The following is a 22,474-nucleotide window of genomic DNA, read 5'->3' as shown; positions in this document are numbered from 1 at the left end:
CCTGGCCTCTTAAAAAATCAGTGAGATGCGGTACTGCACGGCGAGGTGATCGGGCGCCAGCCAGTCCGGATACTCCAGCGGCGTGCCAACGGTAAACTGCGTGGAGAAATAGCGCTGACTGGTGGTCAGGCCCACGGCGCTGCCCCACAGGGTGCCCGCCGCCCAGGGGTCGAGGCGGTCGCTGTGCAGCCAGCCACCGTCCAGCGCCGCCAGCGCGCTGACCTGCCCCAGACCCGGCAGGGTAAACAGGGCGTAGTTCAGCTCATTACGCCAGTAGCCCCCGTTATCCCCGGAGAGATACTGCTCTTTAAAGCCGCGTACCGAGCTTTCACCCCCCAGCGTCAGGCGCTCGCTGCCGTACAGACGGTCCGGTGACCACTGGCCGTAAAAGCTGCTTAACCACCACAGGCTTTGGGTGACAGGGAGCTGATAGCTGCCGTTCAGGCTCCATTTACGAAATTCTGCCTTCGGCAGATCTCCGTTTTTCCCCTCATCGCTTTCCGCCGAAAACCACGGCATTCCCCGCGTGAACATCGGGTTCAGGGTGGCGATACCGCCGCCCAGCTTCTGCGTATGATTAATACCCATTTGCAGGCTGGAGAGTTTGCGGCTGCTGCTCTGCAACAGCGCATCGTTCAGCCAGTTACGACTGATGCGATGAGTAATGCCGAAAGACAGGCCGGTTTTGATATCGCTGTTGCGGTACAGCCCCTGATAAAGACCGAGCCGGTGGGTTTTGGTGTCACCGCGTGACAGCCAGTCAAAGCCGTTGTTGTTGATGGTGCTGAGGTAGTTGCTCCAGCTGTAGCTGTAGTCCAGCAGGCCGTAGCCATAAGGCACGCTGACCCCGGCCTGGAAATTTTGCGCATCGCGTGCGCGGGAAAATGCCGAGCTGCGGCCACCGCTGATAAACCAGCGGTCAGCCAGGCCCAGCGGATTGTTTGCCGTCAGCGACCCACTGAGTTGCCCGGTGCCGGTGCTTTTCTGCCCGCTGTTATCAAAGCCCGCGGAGAGACTGAGGGGAAACTCCGGGGTGGCGGTCAGATTCACCACCGAGTACCCCGGCTGGTCAGCAGGCAGGATTTCAATCTGAACCGGCGTGGTACGCAGGCGATTAATCTGTTCCATCCCCTGCTCGATATCGCGCAGATTAAGGATTTTTCCTTCAAGCCCAGGGAAAGCCATATTCAGTTCACGCGCCGGGGAACCGTTAAGACGAATATGCTGTAATTTGCCTTCCAGCACCGCCAGCGTTAATTCCCCCCCGGAGAGATCCTGTTCGGGAATAAACGCGCGGCTGGTGATATAGCCACGGCTGATATACCAGTCGGAGATGCTGTGGGTGAGCTGGCTGATACTGGCCATGTCCAGACATGAACCCTGCCAGGGTGCCAGCAACTGCTGCTGGTGATGGGGGGAAATCAACGTCACACCGGTCAGACGCAGCGTATTGATCCTGAAGCAGGGGCCGGCAGAGGGCAGCACCGGGCGCGGAGGCTGCGCGGATGGTAATGCCGTGCTGCGCTCCAGCTCATCACGCTGCTGCTGGTTCTGATCGAGGATTTGCTGCTGTTGCTGGCGTACGGCGTCACGATCGGCTGGGCTGAGCATGGCCGCTGAAAGAGTAAAACACGCACCCGCCAGCAGTAATGCCGTCAGTGTCCTTACCGGGGTTAACATCATCATGATATAAGTTAAATAAATGTGAATAGGGGAGGAATTCAATGCGCACAGATTACCTGCTGTGAAATAAGAATAAACTTAATTCATTCAGTTTGAATACTCCCTCCAGTAATTTACGTTAAGTCAATAACACAGGCTGATTTAATTAAAATAGAAAAGATGAAAAATAATAAAGGCCGTTTACTGCTGATGTATTTAAGTAAAATTTACCCGTTCAAAGATTGACCAGATATCGCTAAGCGACAGAAATCCTTGTCAATCGGCCTCACGCACGGTACACAAAATTTCTTCTTTACCGCCTTGCATCCTGACGCACAACGACAACAATTACTCTTTACCAATAAAACCAGGGAGATGACCATGACACTTTATGCCACGCTGGAAGAAGCCATTGATACGGCTCGTGAAGAGTACCTTGCTGCCAACCCGGAGGTCGACGAAGATGACGCCGCGGTGAATCAGTTCAATCTGCAAAAGTTTGTGATGCAGGATGGGGACATTATGTGGCAGGCGGAGTTTCTCACCGAGGATGGAGATGAAGGCGAGCTTGTGTCGCTGTACAGCGGTGAAGCCGCGCAGGCCATTTTTGACGGTGATTTCGACGAGGTCGAATTGCGAAGCGAATGGTTGCCTGAAAATACCCTGCATGAATGGGATGAAGGGGAATTCCAGCTTGAGCCACCTGCCGACAGTGAAGAAGCTGAAGCGGCAGCAGAAGAGTGGGAAGACAATAATACGGATGCCGATAACCGTGCCTGAGGTACGGTAAAAGGGATTACTCGTACGGACCGTGGTGTGCATCCACCGGTAACAACAAGGTATCCACCACCAGCGACAGCGGAAGGTCGATAATGGTGATCACGCGCCACGCCGTATCACGCACATCCCACTGTACGCCGGGATAATACTGATTACCGTGCCCCTGTCCGGGCACGGTTCTGCTGATAATACTGCCACACCCGCTCAGTACCAGCACACTGACTGCCAACATCACACCGCGTAAAAACATGCTCACCACATTATTCCCGAATAAAAAACGCACTATCTTACCGTCTGTACATCACAGCACCATAGCACTCAATGCAAAAAAAACGTAAAAAAGCCGGGACACAAGGCCCCGGCTTTTATCTTCCCGCCTGACGGGCTGACCGGAAAAGAAAGTCAGCCTTTACAAGATCGGGTATGCCATCACGTAGGGGTCGGGCATGCCCGACCCGCATACTATTTAGCGTTATTCAGCGCCAGTGGATTCAGTTTCAACGTATGGTAATGATCTAACCAGTCGTGATACTTATCGGCGTGCTGCCACAGGCGGTAATGCATGCGTGACAGCGTGACCGGGTCGCTTAACAACGCCAGGCGCTGATCGCGGTCCAGCTTCGCTGGCGATTCACTGAGCGCCTGCTCAATACGACGGTCACGGGCGAAGTCGAGGATATCGCTCTTCAGGTGACGCGAGGTCGCCATGGCGCTGGCCAGCGCGTTAAACGAGGGATGGAACATGGCGTGCATAAAGCCATTATCCAGCTCACGTTCGCGGTTCAGCTCAACGTAACGATCCGTATCCACCAGCTCCTGCGGCGGGCTGAACTCTTCCGGTATCAGGAACAGTTTACCGCGCTTCGATGCCTGACCGAGCGTACGACGGCTGGACCATACCGAAACAAACGGAGACAGGATCAGTGAGAAGACAATCGGCGACAGCCACCAGAGGAAGTTAAGATCCAGCCAGCCCATACCGCCCGCCCAGACCAGGCCAAGCAGCATCTGCGAACCGTGGCGCTTAAAGGCTTCACTCCATGGCGTAGCATCATCGTCACGCTGCGGTGAGTTCCACACCACTTCCCAACCGAGGAAGGCACTGACCACAAACACCGTATGGAACAGCATGCGCACCGGTGCCAGCAGCACGGAGAACAGCATTTCCAGGAACAGGGAAGCCAGTACGCGCAGTGCACCGCCGTAAGGTTTCGCGCCCTTGAACCACACCAGCACAATACTCAGCAGCTTCGGCAGGAACAGCAGCACCAGCGTGGTGGAGAACAGCGCTATCGCCAGTTCCGGACGCCACTGCGGCCACACCGGGAACAGCTGGCGCGGTTGCAGGAAGTACTGCGGCTCCATCAGCGTATGCACCACCTGAAGAGCGGTGGAGAGCGCCAGGAACATAAACCACAGCGGTGCTGACAGATAAGACATCACGCCCGTCAGGAACACAGCACGGTGAACCGGGTGCATCCCTTTCACCAGGAACAGACGGAAGTTCATCAGGTTACCGTGGCACCAGCGACGGTCACGCTTCAGTTCATCCAGCAGGTTTGGCGGCAGTTCTTCATAAGAACCCGGCAGATCGTAAGCGATCCACACCCCCCAGCCTGCACGGCGCATCAGGGCCGCTTCCACGAAGTCATGGGACAGGATGGAACCGGCAAACGAGCCCTCGCCCGGCAATGGCGCCAGCGCACAGTGTTCGATAAACGGCTTCACGCGGATAATCGCGTTATGGCCCCAGTAGTGCGACTCACCCAACTGCCAGAAGTGCAGACCGGCGGTAAACAGCGGACCGTAAACGCGGGTCGCAAACTGCTGACAACGCGCATACAGCGTATCCATACCCGATGCTTTTGGTGATGACTGGATGATGCCCGCTTTCGGGTTCGCTTCCATCATGCGCACCAGACCGTTCAGACAGTCACCGCTCATCACGCTGTCGGCATCCAGTACGACCATGTAGCTGTACTGGCTGCCCCAACGGCGGCAGAAGTCATCGATATTACCGGATTTGCGTTTCACGCGACGGCGACGGCGGCGATAGAAAATACGCCCTTCCCCACCGACATCACGTACCAGCTCCATCCAGGCCTTCTGTTCAGCCATGGCGATATCCGGGTTGTAACTGTCGCTGAGGATATACACATCGTAGTTCGCCTGCTCACCGGTACGCACCACGGATTCCCAGGTAGCACGCAGACCAGCAAACACACGCCCGACATCTTCATTACAGATGGGCATGATCAGCGCGGTGCGGTGTTCCGGGTTAATCGGTTCGTCGCCGTTGGTCAGATACGAAATACTGTATTTGTCCTTGCCGATCATCAGTTGCAGGAACCCCATCAGTGCCGTCCAGAACCCCGCAGATACCCAGAGGAACAGGATGGCAAACAGGAACAGGATCCCGGTCTGCAACACATAAGGCAGGATCTGCAACACCGACTGCTGCCAGTTCTGGTTGATCATCTCCATAGGATCGATCAGCGCCCAGCCCTGGTAAGGCAGAATGGTTTTCATATACCAGGTGGCCACCACCGTCTGGAAGACGGAGAGGAACAGCAGGATATAACGACGAATAGAGCCAACATGGCGCCATTTGTCTTCATTTTTCTGCTCTTCGCGGCTGTCGTAACGCGGTGTGCTTTTACGCCCACGCAGGGAATCCCATGCGCGCGCCACCGGGTTGGTCCGCCACTCTTCCGGATACATAGAAGAACGGGTGTGTTTCGGCATCGCTTTCAGCGTGGTGCGATCCAGCGCGTCTTTGTCAAACTGACGACCGCCATCAACAGAGTCAGGCCAGCTCATCTCGACACGCGCTTTTACCGATTCCTGCGGAGCATCATCGGGGCGCGTTTCGACCGGGCCGTCTTCGGCCAGCTGATAGTGCAACTGGCTGAAGGTATCGGACGGTTGTTCTGGCAACGCATCACGCAGCGCCCCTTTCCGCTCCGGGGAAAGGGGCAGCGCATCGATATATTCGTTGGGTATTACGGTAGACTTATTCATTGGCAGGCAACTGATTGCTCCAGGTTTCCGTCAGCGTTTTGTCACCGTTAACCAGTGCAGCACGCATCTCGGTCGGCTGTTTATTGTCTTTAACACGAACACGCAGCACCAGACGCCAGCCTTTGGTGACCGGGTTATAGCGCACGCTGTTTTCTACCAGCTCACCATTATTACCGATGCTCACCTGCGGCGTGACCGGGGTGTTTTCCGGCAGCTTGCTCATGTCCGGGCCAACAAAGTCGACGATAAACGCCACTGTGCCGTCTGGCTGACGCACCAGATTAGACTGTTTCACATCACCCAGAGAACGCAGCGTGCTTTTCACATAGGCGGTATCCGGCGTATGCAGCTGGCTTTCGTCACGTGTAAAGTGCAGGCGATAGGCAAACTTCATCTCTTTGCCTGGCTCTGGCAGACTTTCCGGGGTCCAGAATGCCACGATGTTGTCATTAGTTTCATCGCTGGTTGGGATTTCGACCAGCTCAACGCGGCCTTTACCCCAGTCACCCTTAGGCTCGATCCAGCCGCTTGGGCGCAGATCGTAGCGGTCATCCAGATCCTGATACTTATCGAAATCACGGCCACGTTGCAGCAGACCGAAACCACGTGGGTTTTCCACGGTGAAGGTGCTGACGGCCAGGTGTTTCGGATTATTCAGCGGACGCCAGATCCATTCACCGTTGCCGGCATGGATCGACAGGCCGTTGGAATCATGCAGCACCGGACGGTAGTTAGCCACAGGAGACGGCTGGTTCGCACCGAACAGATACATGCTGGTTAACGGAGCCACGCCCAGTTTGCCCACTTTGTCACGCAGGTAGACTTTTGACTGCACATCAACGGTGCTGTCTTTACCCGGGGTGATCAGGAAACGATAGGCGCCGGTCGCGCGCGGCGAATCCAGCAGCGCATAGATCACCAGATGTTTATCCTGCGGTTTCGGACGCTCAATCCAGAACTGTTTGAAGCGCGGGAACTCTTCACCGGACGGCAATGCCGTATCGATGGCCAGACCACGGGCAGACAGACCATATACCTGGCCCTGACCAATCACGCGGAAGTAGCTGGCCCCCAGGAAGCTGGAAATCTCGTCTTTCTTATCTTTACTGTTCAGCGGGTACAGCACTTTAAAACCGGCAAAACCGAGGTTTTTCACGGTATCCGGATCGTGCTTCACATTGCCGAAATTGAAATATTCCGGAGAGTATTTGATTTCACGAACGCTGTTAGCCGTCACTTCATTGAGGCGTACCGGCGTATCGAAGTACATACCCTGATGGTAAAACTCAAGTTTGAAAGGGGTCTTCAACTTGTTCCAATAGGCTTTTTCATGATTGAACTGGATCTGCTGATAGTCGGCATACTTCATATCACGCAGCTGTGACGGTAGATTACTTTTCGGCGCTTCAAAGCCTTTACCGGCTAACTCTTTCGCCTGTTTTGCCACATCGTCAATGTTGAAAGCCCAACTGGTGTTGGCATACATTGAAAGCAAAACTGCCGCGCCAACCCAGCGCAATTTCATCAGTTTTGGTTTATTGTTCATTTTAGTCCGCACATCCCCCCCTTTCGGGTGCTTAAATCAATGGATCCATCTTAAAGGATAATTCAGCATTCCGACAGCCTGAGCCCGTTTTTGTTCCACTATTCCGAGTGGCTAATAGCCCGATTCTCAAGCGTTTAGCGGAAACAGATTCGGCTGATAGTATACGCGGGTTTGCTCTATTAAAGTAAGCGGTAAGCTTTAGACTGGTTCAGGGTGAACCGGGTGATTAACTTGTTGAATACTGGACATATATGACTAAAAAAACACCACAACGAGAATACTTTTTGGATTCGATTCGCGCCTGGCTGATGTTATTAGGGGTGCCTTTTCATGTCTCATTGATTTATTCCACACAAAACTGGTCGGTCAACAGTGTCGCGCCCTCCGAATGGCTGACGCTGTTGAATGACTTCATCCATGCGTTTCGCATGCAGGTGTTCTTTGTTATTTCAGGCTATTTTTCCTATATGCTGTTCCTGCGCTACACCCCATCAGACTGGCTGAAGGTGCGTGTGGAGCGGGTTGGTATCCCGATGCTGACCGCCATCCCCCTGATTACGCTGCCGCAGTTTTTTATGCTGAAAGAGTGGACCAGTAAGATCGGTGACTGGAGCAGTAAGACCCTGTATGAGAAATATAATACGTTGGTTTGGGATCTGATTTCCCATCTGTGGTTCCTGCTGGTCCTGATCGTTCTGACCGTGGCAGGCTTCTGGCTGTTCCGTTTTCTGCGCGATGGCGCACGTGAGAAAACAGACTATTCCGAACTCACCTGGACCCGTTTAACCTGTTTTATTCTGCTTTGCAGCCTGGCCTGGGGTGCATTTCGTCGTCTGATGTTTATTTTTGCACCACAGATCCTGAGCGATGCGCTGTTTAATATGGCGGTGATGCAAACACTGATGTTCCTGCCTTTCTTTATACTGGGTGCCATGGCATGGAAATATCCGGCGATTAAGGCCCTGTTTGTTCGTCCGGTTCCCTGGACCTTTGTGGGATCGGCGCTGGCTTTTGCCGCCTATGTGGCCAATCAGACCTGGAGTAAAGGGGAAGGCTGGCTGTATGAGATTGATGCGGTGGTCTCGATGCTCATGGGCCTGTGGATGGTCAACGTGGTGTTTACCTTCGGTCATCGCCTGCTGAACTCCCACTCTCCACGCGTAACGTATCTGGTGAACGCCTCACTGTTTATCTACCTGGTCCACCATCCATTAACCATTCTCTATGGCATTCTGTTTGTGAAGCAGATCGACAGCAACACCCTCGGATTCTTCGCCGGTCTGGTGTTTGTGTTTGGCATCGCCTTCCTGCTGTATGAGATTCATCTGCGCATTCCACTGCTGCGCTTCTTGTTCTCCGGGAAGCCACAGCGCCAGTAATGGCAGGGGGCGACCGGAAATAGGGTCGCCCCTTACAGTAACCATTCGATTGGCAGACGCCATACCAGGCGCACCAGCAGACGCTGCATCAGCCGGGTGCGCGGTTCATGCTTATGCACCACTTCATTGGACCCTTCTCCCGGATACTCCACCCAGTTAACCCGCCCCCATTTATCCAGACGTAGCGTCCAGGCGCGGTCGCGCATACTGCTGATAAATCGCTCGTGAATGCGCGTTGCCAGCGCATCATTTTCAATCACCAGCCCCATTTCGGTATTCAGCACGGCAGAGCGCGGGTCAAAGTTAAACGAACCGATAAATACCGTCTGGTTATCCACGCTGAAGGTTTTTGCATGCAAGCTGGACCCCGAGTTCCCCGTCAGACCACGATCGTGGCTGGGCTCGCGTGTTCCGCTGTTCGGCTTAAGCTCGTATAGACGAATACCGTGACGCAGCAGCTTTTTACGCCATTTTGCATAGCCCGCGTGCACAATCGACACGTCGTTGGCCGCCAGCGAATTCGTGAGGATAGAGATTTTTACCCCTTTGCGCACCAGGGCCAGCAGTTGCGCCACGCCAGTACGTGTTGGCACAAAATAGGCAGAAATGATGTCGAGCTGCTGCTGCGGTTTACCAATCACCTCCAGCAGACGTTGTGGCAGCAGCGTGCTGGTTCTGGCCCGTCCCAGCCCTTTACGCGGGTCGTCGCTTAACAGACGCGTTTTCGCCCAGGTAAAAGGCAGCTTGCGATTGTCTAACTGGGTCACGAACGTTGACTCATCCACCTGACGTAGATAGCGCGCCACCTGTGGGCTGTCGCGCCAGGCCTCCGGCAGTGACACCGCCGACGTCTCGCCCTCTTCCTCTTCAACCACGCGGTGCAGCGGTGCCACGGGCCGGCTCTGCCAGTAGCGGTCAAAGTCCTGCGCCACTTCATCCACCACCGGGCCCACGGCCAGCACATCCAGATCGGAAAACAGCGGTTCATCACCCACGCCAAAATATTCATCACCGATGTTACGCCCCCCCACGATGGTGGCTTGATTATCAACCGTGAAACTTTTGTTGTGCATCCGTCGGTTCAGGCGGGCAAAGTCCGTCAGGTAACCCAGCGCCCTCAGCGTGCGGAAGGTAAACGGGTTAAACAGGCGCACTTCGATCAGCGGGTGACGGTTCAGTTCGCTCAGGGTCCGGTCCAGTCCCTGAGTGTTATTGTCGTCCAGCAGCAGACGCACTTTCACGCCGCGCTGGGCTGCCGCCAGCAGTGCGCTGAACAACAGCCTGCCCGACAGGTCGTTCTGCCAGATGTAATACTGAATATCCAGCGTATTTTCCGCCAGGGTGATCAACTGATAGCGCGCGGCAAAGGCATCCAGCCCTTCGGCCAGTGGATAGACCCCGCTGTACAGGGGATGCTGTGCGACCAGTGGCGTAATCGCCTGCGCCAGGCGTGTCGCGTCAGCCGGGCTGACTGCCTGCAATGGGTGAAGCGTGTCGGTCATCAGCAATCCTTGTGCGGTAATACGGTTATTCATCCGGTTAACTCCGGCCTGGCCCACAGTCTGTTCAGGCCTGCAAACATATAGTCTAGACTTAGCCCATCGCCTGCGTTTTATTCCCTCAGGAGAACATTATGCATGATGGACATTACCCGCCCGGTCTGTTTTCCAGCTTCTACCAGGGGAGCTTCGCCTGCTCCACTGCCTGCCGGACACCGGGCAAGCGCGCCGACCTGATGATCAGCAGCGGACATGACACGCTGCTGGAGAAAGATTATGCGCTGTTAGCCAGCCATCAGATCCTGACGGCACGCGATGGCGCCCGTTGGTATTTAATTGAATCGCAACCCGGAGAATATCACTGGGACAGTTTTTTGCCGCAGCTAAAAGCGGCGGAAAAGTACGGTATTGAAATGATCTGGGAGCTGGCCCACTTTGGCTGGCCGGACGGGCTGGATATCTGGCAGCCTGAATTCGTTGATCGTTTCAGCGCCTTTGCCCGCGCCCTCGCCCGCCTGATGCGTGAAGAAGGTCATACCCGCCCGTTTATTACCCCCATGAATCAGATTTCATTCTGGTCATGGGCCGGTGCGGAAATCGCCTGGTTTAACCCTTTTGTTACCGGGCGTGGTCGCGAACTGAAACGACAACTCGCTCGCGCCAGCATAGCGGCAATGCATGCCATGCGTGAAGAACTGCCTGGGGTGCGCTTTGTGCTCACCGATCCACTGGTCAACGTTGCGGCATCCGGATATTCCACCGCCGCCCGCTTACAGGCGCAGCAACAGCATCAGGCGCAATATGAAGTCTGGGACTGGCTGGCAGGGCGAAGCGAACCGGAACTGGGGGGATCGGAAGATCTGCTGGATATTATGGGCCTGACCTGGTACCCGGACAATCAGTGGTTCCATAACGGCGACCCGCTGGAACCGCACCACCCGGACTACCGGCCGTTAAATGTGTTGTTACAGGAAGTGTGGCAACGCTATCAACGCCCCCTGCTGATCGCCGAAACCGGTGCAGAAGCAGGCCAGTCTCAGACGTGGCTTAACCTCGTCAGTCAGGAATGCGATTTGGCACTGAAAGCGGGCGTACAGCTGGAGGGCATTTCACTCTATCCCGTTGTCGACTACCCGGCATGGGATGATGACCGTCGCTTACCTGCCGGATTATTTGGTCTACCCGATGCGAATGGCAATCGCACCATCAATGAATCCATGGCGCTGATGCTACGCAGTCAGCAGATAAAACATCAGCAGGAGCCGATCAGGACATCCACAACGTAATGCCGAGGACAAAGATAATCAGCGTAAAAGAGGTGACAGCGAGGACCACAATGGCAAACTGCGCATCATCTAACGGTACACGAGGTTCTTTTTCAGATTCAGGTTTGGAACTGTTTTTCATGTTCAGCCACAGCGTACCGGCAAACAATCCTGTTGGGGTGCCGGTAAAAAATGAAAGACGTCCCTTTCACCTAAAAAATAAGCAACACTAACGAAAGTACAGTATTCCACGAGGGTTTATAGCACCAAAAAGTGTCAATCATTCTCAAATAATCGCGCAGGATAATAGCACAACTCCCAGTCTGATTAACGTAATAAATTGATTCATCACTGCTAAAAAAGGAATAAGATAGACTCTTTTCTTCTGAAATCAGGCAGGTGCAGTGATTCCTCGACTGAACAGTCAGACAAAATTATTATCAACCTTAACTAATATTTCCAGACAAAAATAACAAGAAGGGCGTTGCAGTTGCAACGCCTTAGCAGGGTCAGGACCAGCGACGGAAGATCAGAGAGGTGTTGATGCCACCAAAGGCAAAGTTGTTGGACTGAATGTAGTCCGTCTGTATCGCACGGGGTTGCTGCATGATGTAGTCCAGCGCGGCACAATCCTCAGCGGGTTGAGTGAGGTTTAATGTAGGGGCGAACCAGCCTTCACGCATCATCTCAATGCTCATCCAGGCTTCCAGCGCGCCACAGGCACCCAGCGTATGGCCAAAATAACTTTTCAGCGATGAAACCGGCGTACGGTCGCCAAAGACCGCCGCCGTGGCATGACTTTCCGCCACATCGCCACGGTCGGTCGCGGTGCCGTGAGCGCTGATATAACCAATATCGTCGGCTGTCAGCCCTGCCGAGCGCAATGCCCTCTCAATGCAGATTTGCATGGTTTCACGCTGTGGCTGGGTAATATGCGCAGCATCGCAGTTGGTGTAAAAACCGACGATCTCCGCATAAATCGTCGCACCGCGTGCTTCAGCGTGTTCCAGATCTTCCAGCACCAGCGTCCCGGCCCCTTCGCCAATCACCAGACCATCACGTTGGGTATCAAACGGTGAAGGCGTGCTTTGTGGGCGGTCGTTGCGCTGACTGGTGGCAAACAGCGTGTCAAACACCGCCGCCTCTGAAGGGCATAACTCCTCTGCCCCACCTGCGACCATCACCGTCTGATAGCCGTGGCGGATCGCTTCCCATGCATAACCGATGGCCTGGCTGCCGGAGGTGCAGGCGCTGGAGGTCGGGATCACCCGGCCTCGCAGGCCAAAGAACAGTCCGGCATTCACCGCTGTGGTGTGCGGCATCATCTGCACATAGGTGGTGCCGGTAATGTTGTTGGTGTGCTTTTCCGTCAGCATGGTAGCAAATTCACTGACCGGGCCGGTGCTGCCGGTTGAGGAACCGTAAGCAATACCGGTATCGCCATTGGTCAGCACCGGGTGCCCCAGCAGCCCGGCCTGCTCCAGCGCCAGTTCGGTAGCACGGGTCGCCATCAGTGAGACGCGCCCCATGGAACGGATACGTTTACGGGTGTAATGCTCCGGTAGCGTAAAATCATCTACGGGTGCCGCTAACAGGGTATTCAGGCCGTCATAAATCTGCCATTCCGGCATCTTACGGACCGCATTGGTGCCCGCGCGCAAACGCTCAGACACCGCCTGCCAGTTTTCACCAAAGGCGGTCACGCCCCCCATTCCTGTTACCACAACACGGCGCATCAGAGCATCCCCCCGTTAATCGAAATGACCTGACGGGTGACATATCCCGCGATATCAGACATCAGATAGCTGGCCAGCCCGGCCACTTCCTCTGCGGCACCCATGCGTTTCATCGGGATCATCTTCAGCGCCTCATCCACCGCCATCGGTTCCATCTGGATCATTCCCGTATCAATCAGACCCGGAGCAATGCAATTAACGGTGATTTTGCGTTTCGCCAGCTCAATCGCCAGCGCCTTGGTCGCACCGATAATACCCGCTTTGGCCGCACTGTAATTCACCTGTCCGCGATTACCCATCATGCCGGAAACCGACGAGAGGGTAATAATGCGCCCGCCTTTGCGCAGTCCGATCATCGGCATCACACAAGGCTGGATCACGTTATAAAAACTGTCGAGGTTAGTGTGGATCACCTGGTCCCAGTCGTCATCGCTCAGTGCAGGAAATGCACCGTCGCGAGTAATACCGGCATTGCTGACCACGCCATAATAAGCGCCATGTTGCTCGATATCCGCTTCAAGACGGGTGCGGCACATCTCGCGGTCGGCAATATCAAAGCCCAGCACGCGGCCCATGCCTCCGGCCGTTTCTATCTGGTGCAGCGTATCCCGTGCGCCCTGCTCATCGCTGTGAAAATGAACTATCACGGTAAATCCATCGGCGGCCAGGCGCAGCGCAATCGCACGGCCGATACCTTTGCTAGCTCCGGTGACTAAAACAGAACGCGTCATTCCTGAATATCCTGTTGCATAAGTTGTTGAAGTTCCAGGTCATCTGGCTGATAGGTATTCAGTCGGCCATGAGCCCAGGTGTCGCCATCAATGGTGATAACGCCGTCGAAACTGCCTATTTTTTCATCGCACATCAGCAGGCTGACGCGAATATCCAGCACGCTGTCGGCGGGGAAAATCGCCTGCTGGGAGCGGTAGCCGCGCCCGCCCAGTAGCATCCCGGGACGCGGGGGGCATTGATGCTGCTGGCGGCCATGCCAGCCTGACCAGACACCTATCGTCTGGGCAATAATTTCAATGCCGAACCAGGCAGGCAATGCCCCCTGCGGGTTGAGAAAGGGTGCCAGCACACTGTCAGCACTGACCCGTACACGGCAATGGGCCTCTTCGTCACTGACATTCAGCACCTGCTCTACCAGCACCATCGGTGAGGCATGCGGCAGGTAATACGCGGCGGGTTGATACTCTGACATCACAGCGTTCCTAAAATCAGGCAGGCATTATTGCCGCCAAAAGCAAAAGAGTTACTCATGATCACCGGGCGTTCCAGCGGCTCGGGCGCCGTCAGCAGACCGCAATCTGGCAGGCCGCTGTCCGGGGTGCTGGCGCTGAAATCTTGCGGCGGCAGCGGCAGGTGACGTGTGAGGATAAGCCAGCACAGCGCCGCCTCAACAATGCCTGCGGCACCGAGCGTATGTCCGGTTAAGTGCTTGGTGGAGCTACAGGGTACCTGGTCGCCAAACAGCGCACTGACCACGCCCGCTTCAATCTGATCATTTAACCGCGTTGCCGTACCGTGCAGGTTGATATACCCCACCTGCTCCGGGGCCAGACCCGCCTGTTGCAGCGCCATAGTAATCGCGCGTTTGGCCCCTTCCCCTTCAGGATGGGGTGCCGACATATGCCAGGCGTCCGAGGACTCACCATAACCCAGAATCGCTACGGGCTGCGGCTCGCGGGTCAGCAGCATCAGCGCCGCCCCTTCGCCAATCGTTATGCCATCACGCTGCTGGCTGAACGGCACGCAGCGTTGCGCTGATAACGACTCAAGGCTGTCAAAACCGTTGAGTGGCATACGACTGAGCGTATCGGCCCCGCCGACAATCGCCACATCCGCCAGTCCGGCGTCAATCAATCGCTGCCCGCTGATCAGCGCCCGCGCGCTGGAAGAGCAGGCCGTCGACAGCGTGTAGGCCGGGCCGCTCAGTTGCAGATAGTCCGCCAGAAAACGCGAGGGATCGCCAAGCTCCTGCTGAAAATAGTGATAATTCTCGCTGTCACCGCTGATAAAACGATCGCCCTCATCCAGGCCAGACGTGCTGGTGCCGAGCACCACCGCCACGCGGTCTGCACCAAAATGCGCGATCGCCGACTGCACTTCCGTTTCAATCTGTGCCAGCGCCGCCAGTAGCAGCTGGTTATTCCGGCTGTTATGCGCCGCCAGCCGGGCCGGAACCGCGGGTAATTCCGCATCCACCCGCCCGGTCCAGCAGGGTTTATCGCCGATCAACCATCCGCTGTCGGCACGCATCCCCGGTGCCACGCCGCGCACAAGGTTATCGGCGATGTCATCGGACGTTGCACCCAGCGCATTGAGCATACCCACCGCAGAAATAAACATCATCATCCGTCCAGATTCTGAATCAAGATATGGTAGCCAAAAGCAAACTGCTGAACACTGATCGGCATCCGCTGTGTCCCGCGTTGCAGGTAGCGGATCTCCGTGATCAGTTTGCCCCCGTCATCACGCAACTGCCGGCGGTCGCCCTGGTCTGCCAGCGTCCAGCCCTCCGGCAGGCGCGGAAGCCACACGGAAACAGGCCAGTGACTGAGCATAATATCAGCCAGCACCTGGCTGGCTGGCGGCATCTCCGGCAGAACCAGCGCCTGTTCGGCGTGAATGCCGCTGGCATCATACGTTACCCGAAACAGGCGGATGCCGAGTGATGACAACCCGGCCAGCGTCAGCTGCTGACCATCGGCACTCAGCAACACCAGCAGCGACTGCTGTTTGCCCTTGAAACTCCCGGTCAGCAGCTGTTGCTGACTGAACGCCGGATCAATGGCCGGGGGCGGTAACGTCACGCGTACGCCCGGTTTAAGCCAGGCCTGCGCCCGGGTGTCATCCGGTTTTCCGGCACAGCCCGTGAGCAGCAACGCGGCGCAGAACAGCGCCAGAAGGCTTTTCATTTTTTTCTCCGTTTCGCCGGCAGTGCCAGCGGGGACAGTAAGAACGCGGTAAAGATGCCGCTGCACAGCACAATGCCGAAACTGCTGATCGCCTGGGTACTGCTGAACACCAGCATCCCCAGCGTCAGCAACGTGGTCGCCATCGCCAGCAACACCGCCAGCAGAGAGGTTATCGGCGTCCCACGCGGATTGCTGAAGAACAGGGTGTAATTAATCCCAATGCCCAGCACCAGTACCAGCGCAAGCAGCGAAAACAGGTTAAGCGAATGGCCGGACAACGCCAGCGCCGCCAGTCCACCGCCCAGTGACAGTACGGAAGGGATCACCGTCAGCAGCCCCTGACGCCAGCCAAGGCGCAGCACATTGCTCAGGGCAATCGCCACCAGCGCGGCTGCCAGCAGCCAGCCCAGCAGGGTACGGTAAAAGGCAAACAGCGTATCGAAGGTCTGTTTACGGTCAATCCAGCTGACGCCCGGCAGGCTGTCAGCCAGTTGCGCCAGTGCGGCACGATTGCTCACGCCGCTCAACGGCACCAGTACACCACTGCGCCCGTCAGGCAGCGTCAGCCACAGCAGGCGCCAGCCTTCGCTGTTCTGACTGTTAAGCCAGGCTTCCGGCGTCAGCGGCTGCGCGCTGAGATCGGGGGCATTCACCGTCACCCCGGCCTCGTGCAAACGGGCGATCACCGTCGGAGCCGCCTGCTGCAGCCTCTGTAAATCCTGCTGCTGCTGCGCCAGGGAGGAGAGCGGCAACAGACGGTAACTGTTGAGCCATTGCTGACGGCGCGCATCGCCCAGTTTCGGGGCCAGCGCCTCCAGACGTTGCAAGGTCTGCTGCGGGTTATCGCCGGAAACCGCCATCCAGGTCTGGTCGGCACTCTGACCGGTGAGCGCAGTGACCTGCCGCTCCACGGCCAGCAAATGCGCGGGCAGCGCCTGGAGCTGGGAAATATCATCATCAACGCGCAGCTGGCTGATCCCGCCCAGCGACAGCAGTGCCACCAGCAGCGGCAGACCGATACGCAGGCGGTTGTTGCGTCGCCACGCCGCCAGCCAGCGCCCCATCAGCGCCATCATCGGCACCGGGCGCACAGGCAAGCCTTTCACCAACAGCGGATACCAGCAGATCACCGTCAGGCAGGATGCCGTCAGGCCAACGGCAGCGAACACCGCCAACTGGCGAATCCCCGGGAAGGGTGCCACCACCATAATCAGCCAGGCAATGGCGGTGGTGCCCAGCGCCAGCAGCAACGCACGCATCACCTTATGCAGGCTCTCCTGCGGGGTCATATCTGCCCCGTGAACCATGCGCTCCGTGAGGTAATAGAGGGTGTAATCGGCCGAAATCCCGACAATGCTCAGGCTCATCACCAGCGTCATCAGGTGCAGCTCACCGAAGCAGAGGAGCGTGATCACCGTCCCTGCCAGTGCACCAATCCCTACGGAGAGCGCGCAAAGCAGCAGCGGTCGCGGTGAACGAAACACCGAGAAAACCAGCAGCAGCACACCAACAATGGTGGCCACCCCAAGGGTGGAGACATCATGCCGCGCCTGCTGGCTGGCATAATCACTGAACCAGACGGTACCGCGTGACAGCAGTTGTGCATTCGGGTACTGCTGTCGCAGTTGCTGCTCGATATCCTGAAGCTGGCCAACAATGGCGTGGCTTTGCTGCATATCGAACGAGCTGCTGGCCAGTTCGCCATGAATAAAGTACCAGCGCTGCCCCTGCTTATCGCGGGTGGTCAGCCAACCGTTGCTCAGCCCGAGCTGGCTGGCATTTTGTTGCATCATTAGCTGTGCGCCACGCACCAGCATCAACGGATCGTGATTCAGTTCCTGCCCGCTCACCCCGGCAAACGCGGAATAGAGCTGTGCCAGCACCCAGTCGGCCTGGGCGGCTCCGCCGTTTTCCAGCCGTGCGCGCGTGGCGGCATCAATCATGCTGTTTCGGTGCTGAAAAGCAAATTGCCCCCAGGCCTGCTGTTGCTGTGCGTCCAGCGGCCCTTTCACCTGCTTCAGTCCTTCAAGCTGTCGCAGCTTCGTCAGCAACGTCTGTGCCACGGCCGGGTTATCCTGCTTCCCGGCGCTGACCAGCCACACCATCTGGCGGTCAAGACGCTGCATAAAGCCCTGTTCCAGGTCGGCTGGCATCGCCCCCATCGACTGAGCAGGCAGCAGCGCCAGCACGCTACTGTTAATACGCGCCTGCGGCAGCAATGCCGCCAGCCCGGCCAACAGCAGCAGGCAGACGATCAGCCAGGCAACGGCAATCTGACGCGGTCGGTTAGAAAACAAAATGCTGCTGCTCTTCATCAGTCAGGTGAGTCGGCGTCAGGCGCTGATTGCTCAGGGTTATATCCGTACGATCGCCCTGTCGGTCATTCAACTGAATGCTGTCGAGATACGCAGCACCCTGTAAGGTGATGTTGTTAAAAAGTTTATCCAGCGGCGAAGTGGTTGGCGTCAGCACCAGGCGCCAGCGGTCCTGCCCGAGATCGTGAAAATCCAGCGCAAAGTTCTGCTCCAGGACTTGACGGTCTGCCTGAAACAGGGCGCGCAGCAGATGGTTGAACTGGAACATCTGCGGATTGCTGTCGGCAGTGACAATTTCAGGCGGCTGGCCATTCATCACCTGGACCATGCGTTTTTCATCCAGCACCAGCGTCAGCGGGAAAGGCTTCGACTGCTGCCACCACAGCCCTTTATCCTGGGCTATCAGCAGTTGGCCACTGGATTTCAGGGGTTGCGCCATGCCTTTGATGGTACGCAGCTGGCTGAAGTCAGCCCGCACCACCGGCTGGCTGGCAAAGCGCTGTTGCAGTGCGTCCAGCGTGACGGCCTGCACGCTAAGGCTGGTGAGCATCAGCAAGGTGAAAAGCATTTTGATCATAGCGTGACTCCCAGACGATCAAACAGGATCTGCGGCGAGACAAAGCTGATGCCCGTCTCCCCTTCGGCCACCGCAACCTGAATGGTGTAACCGGTGGTCGTACGCTGGCCGCTCTCTGCATCAAAAATCTGATAAGCGATACGCAGGCGATTCTCCACTTCTTCAATGGTGGCACGCACGCGGATACGCTGCTCAAACGTCAGGGTGCCGCGATATTTTACCCGGGTATCCACCACGGGCCAGACGTACCCCGAGGCCTTCATCTCGCGGTAGCCATAATTAAACTTGCCCAGCAGCGCTTCGCGGGCAATTTCGAAATAACGGAAATAGTTGCCGTGCCAGACCACGCCCATCGCATCCACATCGTGGAACGGAACGGTCAGCTCAACCTCAACAGAGAAACGCGCATCGTTTAACACCGGGAATCCTTCTCTTCATGTTCGGTCGGGGGAGCTTCCGGCAGTTGCCAGAAGTCGAAAAAGTTAAACCAGTCGAGTGGCGACAGCAGCGCATGGTATTCCAGCCGCTGTGCATAACGATCGACGACCTGCTGTAAGGCCTGCTGCCGTGTCGCACGCGGCAGTTCCAGCGGGTCGGCGAACGGCTCGCAGTGCAGACGCAGCGTGCTGCCCTGACGCAGGGCAAACATCAGCATCACCGGGCAACGTAGCGCCGCCGCCAGCACAAAAGGCCCCTGCGGGAAGGGGGCCGGTTTGCCAAGAAACTCGCTCCATATCACACGACGACTGCCGCCGCGCTGGCGGTTGACCGCCGTACGGTCACCGACAATCGCCACCCATTCTCCGGCATCGAGCTTCTGCCGCAGCATGATGGCGGTTTCCGGGCCGATATGACTCACCGGGATCACATTAACACTGGCTTGTGGGGCAATCTCGTCCAGGACCTGTTTGAAGCGCTGCGCGTGGTCGGTAAACACCAGCGCGTTGATCACCAGCCCACTCACCTGCTGTGCCAGTGCACGGCAGGCCTCAATATCGCCCAGATGCGAGGCCAGGATCAGTCGCCCGCCCGGCGGGCCGTGGTTGATAATCACCCCGGCACCGGGGGCGAAATCAATGTCTTTACCCCAGCGCAGATCGCCGCGCCAGCTGGCAATTTTGTCCAGCATGGCATCGCCAAAACGCAGGAAGTGGCGGAAGCTGCTCAGCGGTTTGGGCAATGTCATCTGCTGCGACTGTGCGTAATCACGAACGGCATTCAGCCACTGCACGGAGGCGCGGCGCTGTTCGCCGCCGGTGAGCCAGTACACGGCGGTCACTGGCCAGAGCAACAACGTAAACGCCCGGCGGCCAAAGCACCGATACACGGTGAGCATAAAGCGTATGCCCCACAGCCCGCTGCGTTCCGGGGTAGCAGACCAGTGTCGTGCGGTTTTTCTGCGCCAGAGTAAGGAAGGTATACGCGGCAGCATGCCGAAGAACAGCCGGGTGTGCATCCAGGAGATACGCAGGTTATCGCGCAGCGCATCAAAGTGTGACAGCCCGTCCTGCGGGTAGGTTACGCGGGTGGCAACGAAGTACGAAGGCGTGCCCGCCCAGTAGAGGCGCACCATAATTTCCGTATCAAAATCCATACGCTGACCGATAGCATGGCGCTGTGCCAGCGCCAGCGTCGGGGCCAGCGGATACACACGGAATCCGCACATGCTGTCTTTCAGGGAAAAGGACAGGGTTTCCACCCAGACCCAGAAATGGGTGATATAGCGGCCATACAGCCGCGCCCGAGGCACCGAGTCGTCATACTGCGGCTGGCCTGAGATCAGCGCTTCTGGCGCGGCACGCGCTGCATCCAGCAGGCGCGGGCAGTCTTCGATCTGATGTTGCCCGTCAGCGTCCACCTGCACAGCATGCGTAAAGCCCTGACGGGCCATCTCCGTGAGCCCGGCCAGTACCGCCACGCCTTTGCCCTGATTGGTCGTCAGGCGGTGGAGCTGCACGTCCGGCCCCACCAGCGCATCGAGCTGAACGGCGGTGGCGGCATCACTGCCATCATCGACAATCAGTACCGGTAACGTAAACGGGGCCAGACGGGCCAATACCGAGGCCATCATCATGCCGTGGTTATAGCAGGGGATCACCACACAGGGGCGGAACGTCTCGTTTAACACAGGCGGATCTTCCCGCTACTGGCCGGGTGCAGCCCCGCATCGGTCACCCGCTGATATTGAAAACTCAGCCCTTTTTCAGGCTGCCAGCTCAGCGTCAGTTTCAGCGTAGCGCCCGGCAGGATCGGCTGCTGAAACTTAATGTTATCCACGGAGGCAAACTGCAGCCCTGGGGCCAGCAACGAGGTGCCATAGTGGATCACCCAGTCCAGCTGCGCCACGCCGGGCAACAGGGGCTGCTCAGGGAAATGGCCCTGGAACCAGAACAGATCCGCATCGACGCGCAACAGCAGTTCCGCTTCGCTGCCCTGCTGTTGTACCGCAAGCTCAACGGGCAACATGAAATAACTCCTGTATCTGCGGCCAGGCACGTTTGCTCTGACTGTTATGCGGGATGATCTCAACCACCCGCCAGAACCGCGGCATCGCCACCGGCTCAAGCCAGCGCTGCAGTTCATGACGCCACTGGCGTTTGAGTCCGTTGAGATCGCTCTGCGGCTGATAAAGCACCAGTACCACCCCAATGCCGCTGCGATCGCCGCGCACCACCTGGAGTGCCACCGCATCGGCCACCTCCGGTAGCGCCAGCAGCCGCCGCTCAATCTCACTGAGCGACACACGTTTATCTTCGATTTTCACAATACGATCATGGCGGCCACAGAGCTGAAAGCCCTGCTCACTGAACACCAGCTTATCGTCCAGCATCGCACCCTGCGGCAGTGGGATCAGCGCCGAACGCACCCACCAGTTTTTCTGCTCATCCTGGCGGAATGCCACCCCGCTGAACGGCTGCCACGCGGCGTCATCACGCGCGCGGGTACGGCTGGCGATGGCGCTGGTTTCGGTACTGCCGTAGATCTCTTCGACCGGATACCCGGTCCACTCCGTCACCGACTGCGCATCCCGCCAGGGCAATGCCCCTCCGGCTGACACCGTCAGGCAGCAGTAAGGGGCCGCCAGGGAGAAATCAATACGGCGCAGAAAGGCCGGACTGCTGATAAACGCATAGCGCCCTGGGGGTTGCGCCACCAGCTGTTCACTGTAGCAGACCTGGCGGCTGTCAAACGGCAGCCCCAGCGCCATCGGCATAACAAGGCGGAAACTCAGCCCGTAGAGATGCTGATGAGTGACCGACGCAATCAGGGTGCAGCCTTGCAGACGTTCGCCCCACAGCGTATGCAACCAGCGCGCCTCTTCATCCAGGCTGGCAACGGGTTTACTGACCTGCCGTGGCGCGCCCGTAGAACCGGAGGTAAACAGGATAATGGCGGCATCAGGGGCCATCGGCGGCAACACATTGTCTGACGCCCTGCCCGCCTCGTCGACCTGCCAGACCGGGCAGTCGAGGGGAAATGCCTGATCGCTGAGCACGCCGTCGAATTCCGCGATTTGCTCCGCCAGCAGTGAGGGCCGACAGTGGCCGGGGATCAGCGGCGTTTTTCCCGCATGCAGCGCCGCCAGTAACGCCACGCTAAACAGATAGCAGTCTTCAAAGCACAGCGCCCAGCGTTGCCCCGGGTGCGCCAGCAGACGCGTACCCAGCGCGGTGACCTGCTGCTGCCACTGCTGTCGGGTCCATTGATGCGTGCCGCTGCGTGCCACGATGCCCGGCGTAACGGTGGTCAGCCAGTCGCCCATTGGCAAAACG

Annotated in this window: 20 protein-coding genes; 3 read left to right on the top strand and 17 right to left on the bottom strand. The window is 57.4% G+C overall.

Annotated features, from left to right (window positions below):
• Positions 1-9: 9 nt before the first annotated feature.
• Complete coding sequence (locus FVB43_RS17170) at positions 10-1,686, bottom strand: ShlB/FhaC/HecB family hemolysin secretion/activation protein (protein WP_167864369.1); 1,677 nt, start codon at positions 1,684-1,686, stop codon at positions 10-12.
• A gap of 357 nt (positions 1,687-2,043) precedes the next feature.
• On the opposite strand from FVB43_RS17170, the gene FVB43_RS17165 reads away from it, so the two are divergent.
• Positions 2,044-2,442, top strand: a complete 399-nt coding sequence (locus tag FVB43_RS17165) for a MysB family protein (RefSeq protein ID WP_167864368.1) — start codon at positions 2,044-2,046, stop codon at positions 2,440-2,442.
• Positions 2,443-2,458: 16 nt separating this feature from the next.
• Here the strand turns inward: FVB43_RS17165 and FVB43_RS17160 are convergent, their stop codons facing one another.
• From FVB43_RS17160 to FVB43_RS17150, 3 genes are all read right to left on the bottom strand, one after another.
• Entirely contained in the window at positions 2,459-2,692 is a 234-nt protein-coding gene (locus FVB43_RS17160) for a YceK/YidQ family lipoprotein (RefSeq protein ID WP_234472169.1), read from the bottom strand.
• A 212-nt stretch (positions 2,693-2,904) separates the two neighbouring features.
• On the bottom strand, positions 2,905-5,463 hold the full coding sequence (mdoH, locus tag FVB43_RS17155) for a glucans biosynthesis glucosyltransferase MdoH (protein ID WP_133840934.1): 2,559 nt from the start codon (positions 5,461-5,463) through the stop codon (positions 2,905-2,907).
• Positions 5,456-6,991 carry a glucan biosynthesis protein G gene (locus FVB43_RS17150; protein WP_197931310.1) on the bottom strand — a complete coding sequence of 512 codons (1,536 nt, stop codon included), beginning with the start codon at positions 6,989-6,991 and terminating at the stop codon, positions 5,456-5,458. The genes mdoH and FVB43_RS17150 overlap by 8 nt, the downstream gene beginning before the upstream one ends.
• A gap of 269 nt (positions 6,992-7,260) precedes the next feature.
• Here FVB43_RS17150 and mdoC point away from each other — a divergent pair, with 269 nt between their 5' ends.
• A complete protein-coding gene (gene mdoC, locus FVB43_RS17145; RefSeq protein WP_133840936.1) occupies positions 7,261-8,388 on the top strand; it encodes a glucans biosynthesis protein MdoC in 1,128 nt (375 codons plus the stop codon).
• A 32-nt stretch (positions 8,389-8,420) separates the two neighbouring features.
• Here mdoC and FVB43_RS17140 read toward each other — a convergent pair whose 3' ends face one another.
• Positions 8,421-9,890, bottom strand: a complete 1,470-nt coding sequence (locus FVB43_RS17140) for a phospholipase D family protein (RefSeq protein ID WP_167864743.1) — start codon at positions 9,888-9,890, stop codon at positions 8,421-8,423.
• Positions 9,891-10,021: 131 nt separating this feature from the next.
• Between FVB43_RS17140 and FVB43_RS17135 the strand changes: the two genes are divergently transcribed.
• Positions 10,022-11,173 (top strand): beta-glucosidase, encoded by a 1,152-nt coding sequence (locus FVB43_RS17135; protein ID WP_159337097.1) that lies wholly within the window; start codon positions 10,022-10,024, stop codon positions 11,171-11,173.
• Here FVB43_RS17135 and FVB43_RS17130 read toward each other — a convergent pair.
• The 12 genes from FVB43_RS17130 to FVB43_RS17075 all read right to left on the bottom strand — a co-directional run bounded on the left by FVB43_RS17130 (position 11,154) and on the right by FVB43_RS17075 (position 22,464).
• Complete coding sequence (locus tag FVB43_RS17130) at positions 11,154-11,294, bottom strand: hypothetical protein (protein WP_162900974.1); 141 nt, start codon at positions 11,292-11,294, stop codon at positions 11,154-11,156. The two genes, FVB43_RS17135 and FVB43_RS17130, sit on opposite strands and share 20 nt — an antisense overlap.
• 367 nt (positions 11,295-11,661) lie before the next feature.
• A complete protein-coding gene (locus FVB43_RS17125) occupies positions 11,662-12,888 on the bottom strand; it encodes a beta-ketoacyl-ACP synthase (RefSeq protein ID WP_167864365.1) in 1,227 nt (408 codons plus the stop codon).
• Positions 12,888-13,619 (bottom strand): 3-ketoacyl-ACP reductase FabG2, encoded by a 732-nt coding sequence (locus FVB43_RS17120; RefSeq protein WP_167864364.1) that lies wholly within the window; start codon positions 13,617-13,619, stop codon positions 12,888-12,890. The genes FVB43_RS17125 and FVB43_RS17120 overlap by 1 nt, the downstream gene beginning before the upstream one ends.
• Positions 13,616-14,092 carry a hotdog family protein gene (locus FVB43_RS17115; RefSeq protein WP_133840940.1) on the bottom strand — a complete coding sequence of 159 codons (477 nt, stop codon included), beginning with the start codon at positions 14,090-14,092 and terminating at the stop codon, positions 13,616-13,618. The genes FVB43_RS17120 and FVB43_RS17115 overlap by 4 nt, the downstream gene beginning before the upstream one ends.
• Positions 14,092-15,243, bottom strand: coding sequence for a beta-ketoacyl-[acyl-carrier-protein] synthase family protein (locus FVB43_RS17110; protein WP_133842083.1), 1,152 nt, complete (start codon positions 15,241-15,243; stop codon positions 14,092-14,094). Before FVB43_RS17110 ends, FVB43_RS17115 begins: the two co-directional genes overlap by 1 nt.
• Positions 15,243-15,809, bottom strand: a complete 567-nt coding sequence (locus FVB43_RS17105; RefSeq protein ID WP_133840941.1) for a DUF3261 domain-containing protein — start codon at positions 15,807-15,809, stop codon at positions 15,243-15,245. Before FVB43_RS17105 ends, FVB43_RS17110 begins: the two co-directional genes overlap by 1 nt.
• A complete protein-coding gene (locus FVB43_RS17100; RefSeq protein ID WP_167864363.1) occupies positions 15,806-18,124 on the bottom strand; it encodes an MMPL family transporter in 2,319 nt (772 codons plus the stop codon). Before FVB43_RS17100 ends, FVB43_RS17105 begins: the two co-directional genes overlap by 4 nt.
• Complete coding sequence (locus FVB43_RS17095; RefSeq protein ID WP_133840943.1) at positions 18,096-18,701, bottom strand: outer membrane lipoprotein carrier protein LolA; 606 nt, start codon at positions 18,699-18,701, stop codon at positions 18,096-18,098. The genes FVB43_RS17100 and FVB43_RS17095 overlap by 29 nt, the downstream gene beginning before the upstream one ends.
• Positions 18,698-19,120, bottom strand: a complete 423-nt coding sequence (locus tag FVB43_RS17090) for an acyl-CoA thioesterase (protein ID WP_159337103.1) — start codon at positions 19,118-19,120, stop codon at positions 18,698-18,700. The genes FVB43_RS17095 and FVB43_RS17090 overlap by 4 nt, the downstream gene beginning before the upstream one ends.
• Positions 19,114-20,829, bottom strand: a complete 1,716-nt coding sequence (locus tag FVB43_RS17085; protein ID WP_167864362.1) for a glycosyltransferase family 2 protein — start codon at positions 20,827-20,829, stop codon at positions 19,114-19,116. Before FVB43_RS17085 ends, FVB43_RS17090 begins: the two co-directional genes overlap by 7 nt.
• A complete protein-coding gene (locus FVB43_RS17080) occupies positions 20,823-21,167 on the bottom strand; it encodes a 3-hydroxyacyl-ACP dehydratase FabZ family protein (RefSeq protein ID WP_133840946.1) in 345 nt (114 codons plus the stop codon). The genes FVB43_RS17085 and FVB43_RS17080 overlap by 7 nt, the downstream gene beginning before the upstream one ends.
• On the bottom strand, positions 21,154-22,464 hold the full coding sequence (locus tag FVB43_RS17075; protein ID WP_167864742.1) for an AMP-binding protein: 1,311 nt from the start codon (positions 22,462-22,464) through the stop codon (positions 21,154-21,156). Before FVB43_RS17075 ends, FVB43_RS17080 begins: the two co-directional genes overlap by 14 nt.
• Between the last annotated feature and the right edge of the window lie 10 nt (positions 22,465-22,474).

The organism is Erwinia rhapontici, assembly GCF_012271765.1.
Taxonomy (GTDB): domain Bacteria; phylum Pseudomonadota; class Gammaproteobacteria; order Enterobacterales; family Enterobacteriaceae; genus Erwinia; species Erwinia rhapontici.
This window is presented reverse-complemented; position numbering and strand designations above follow the sequence as displayed.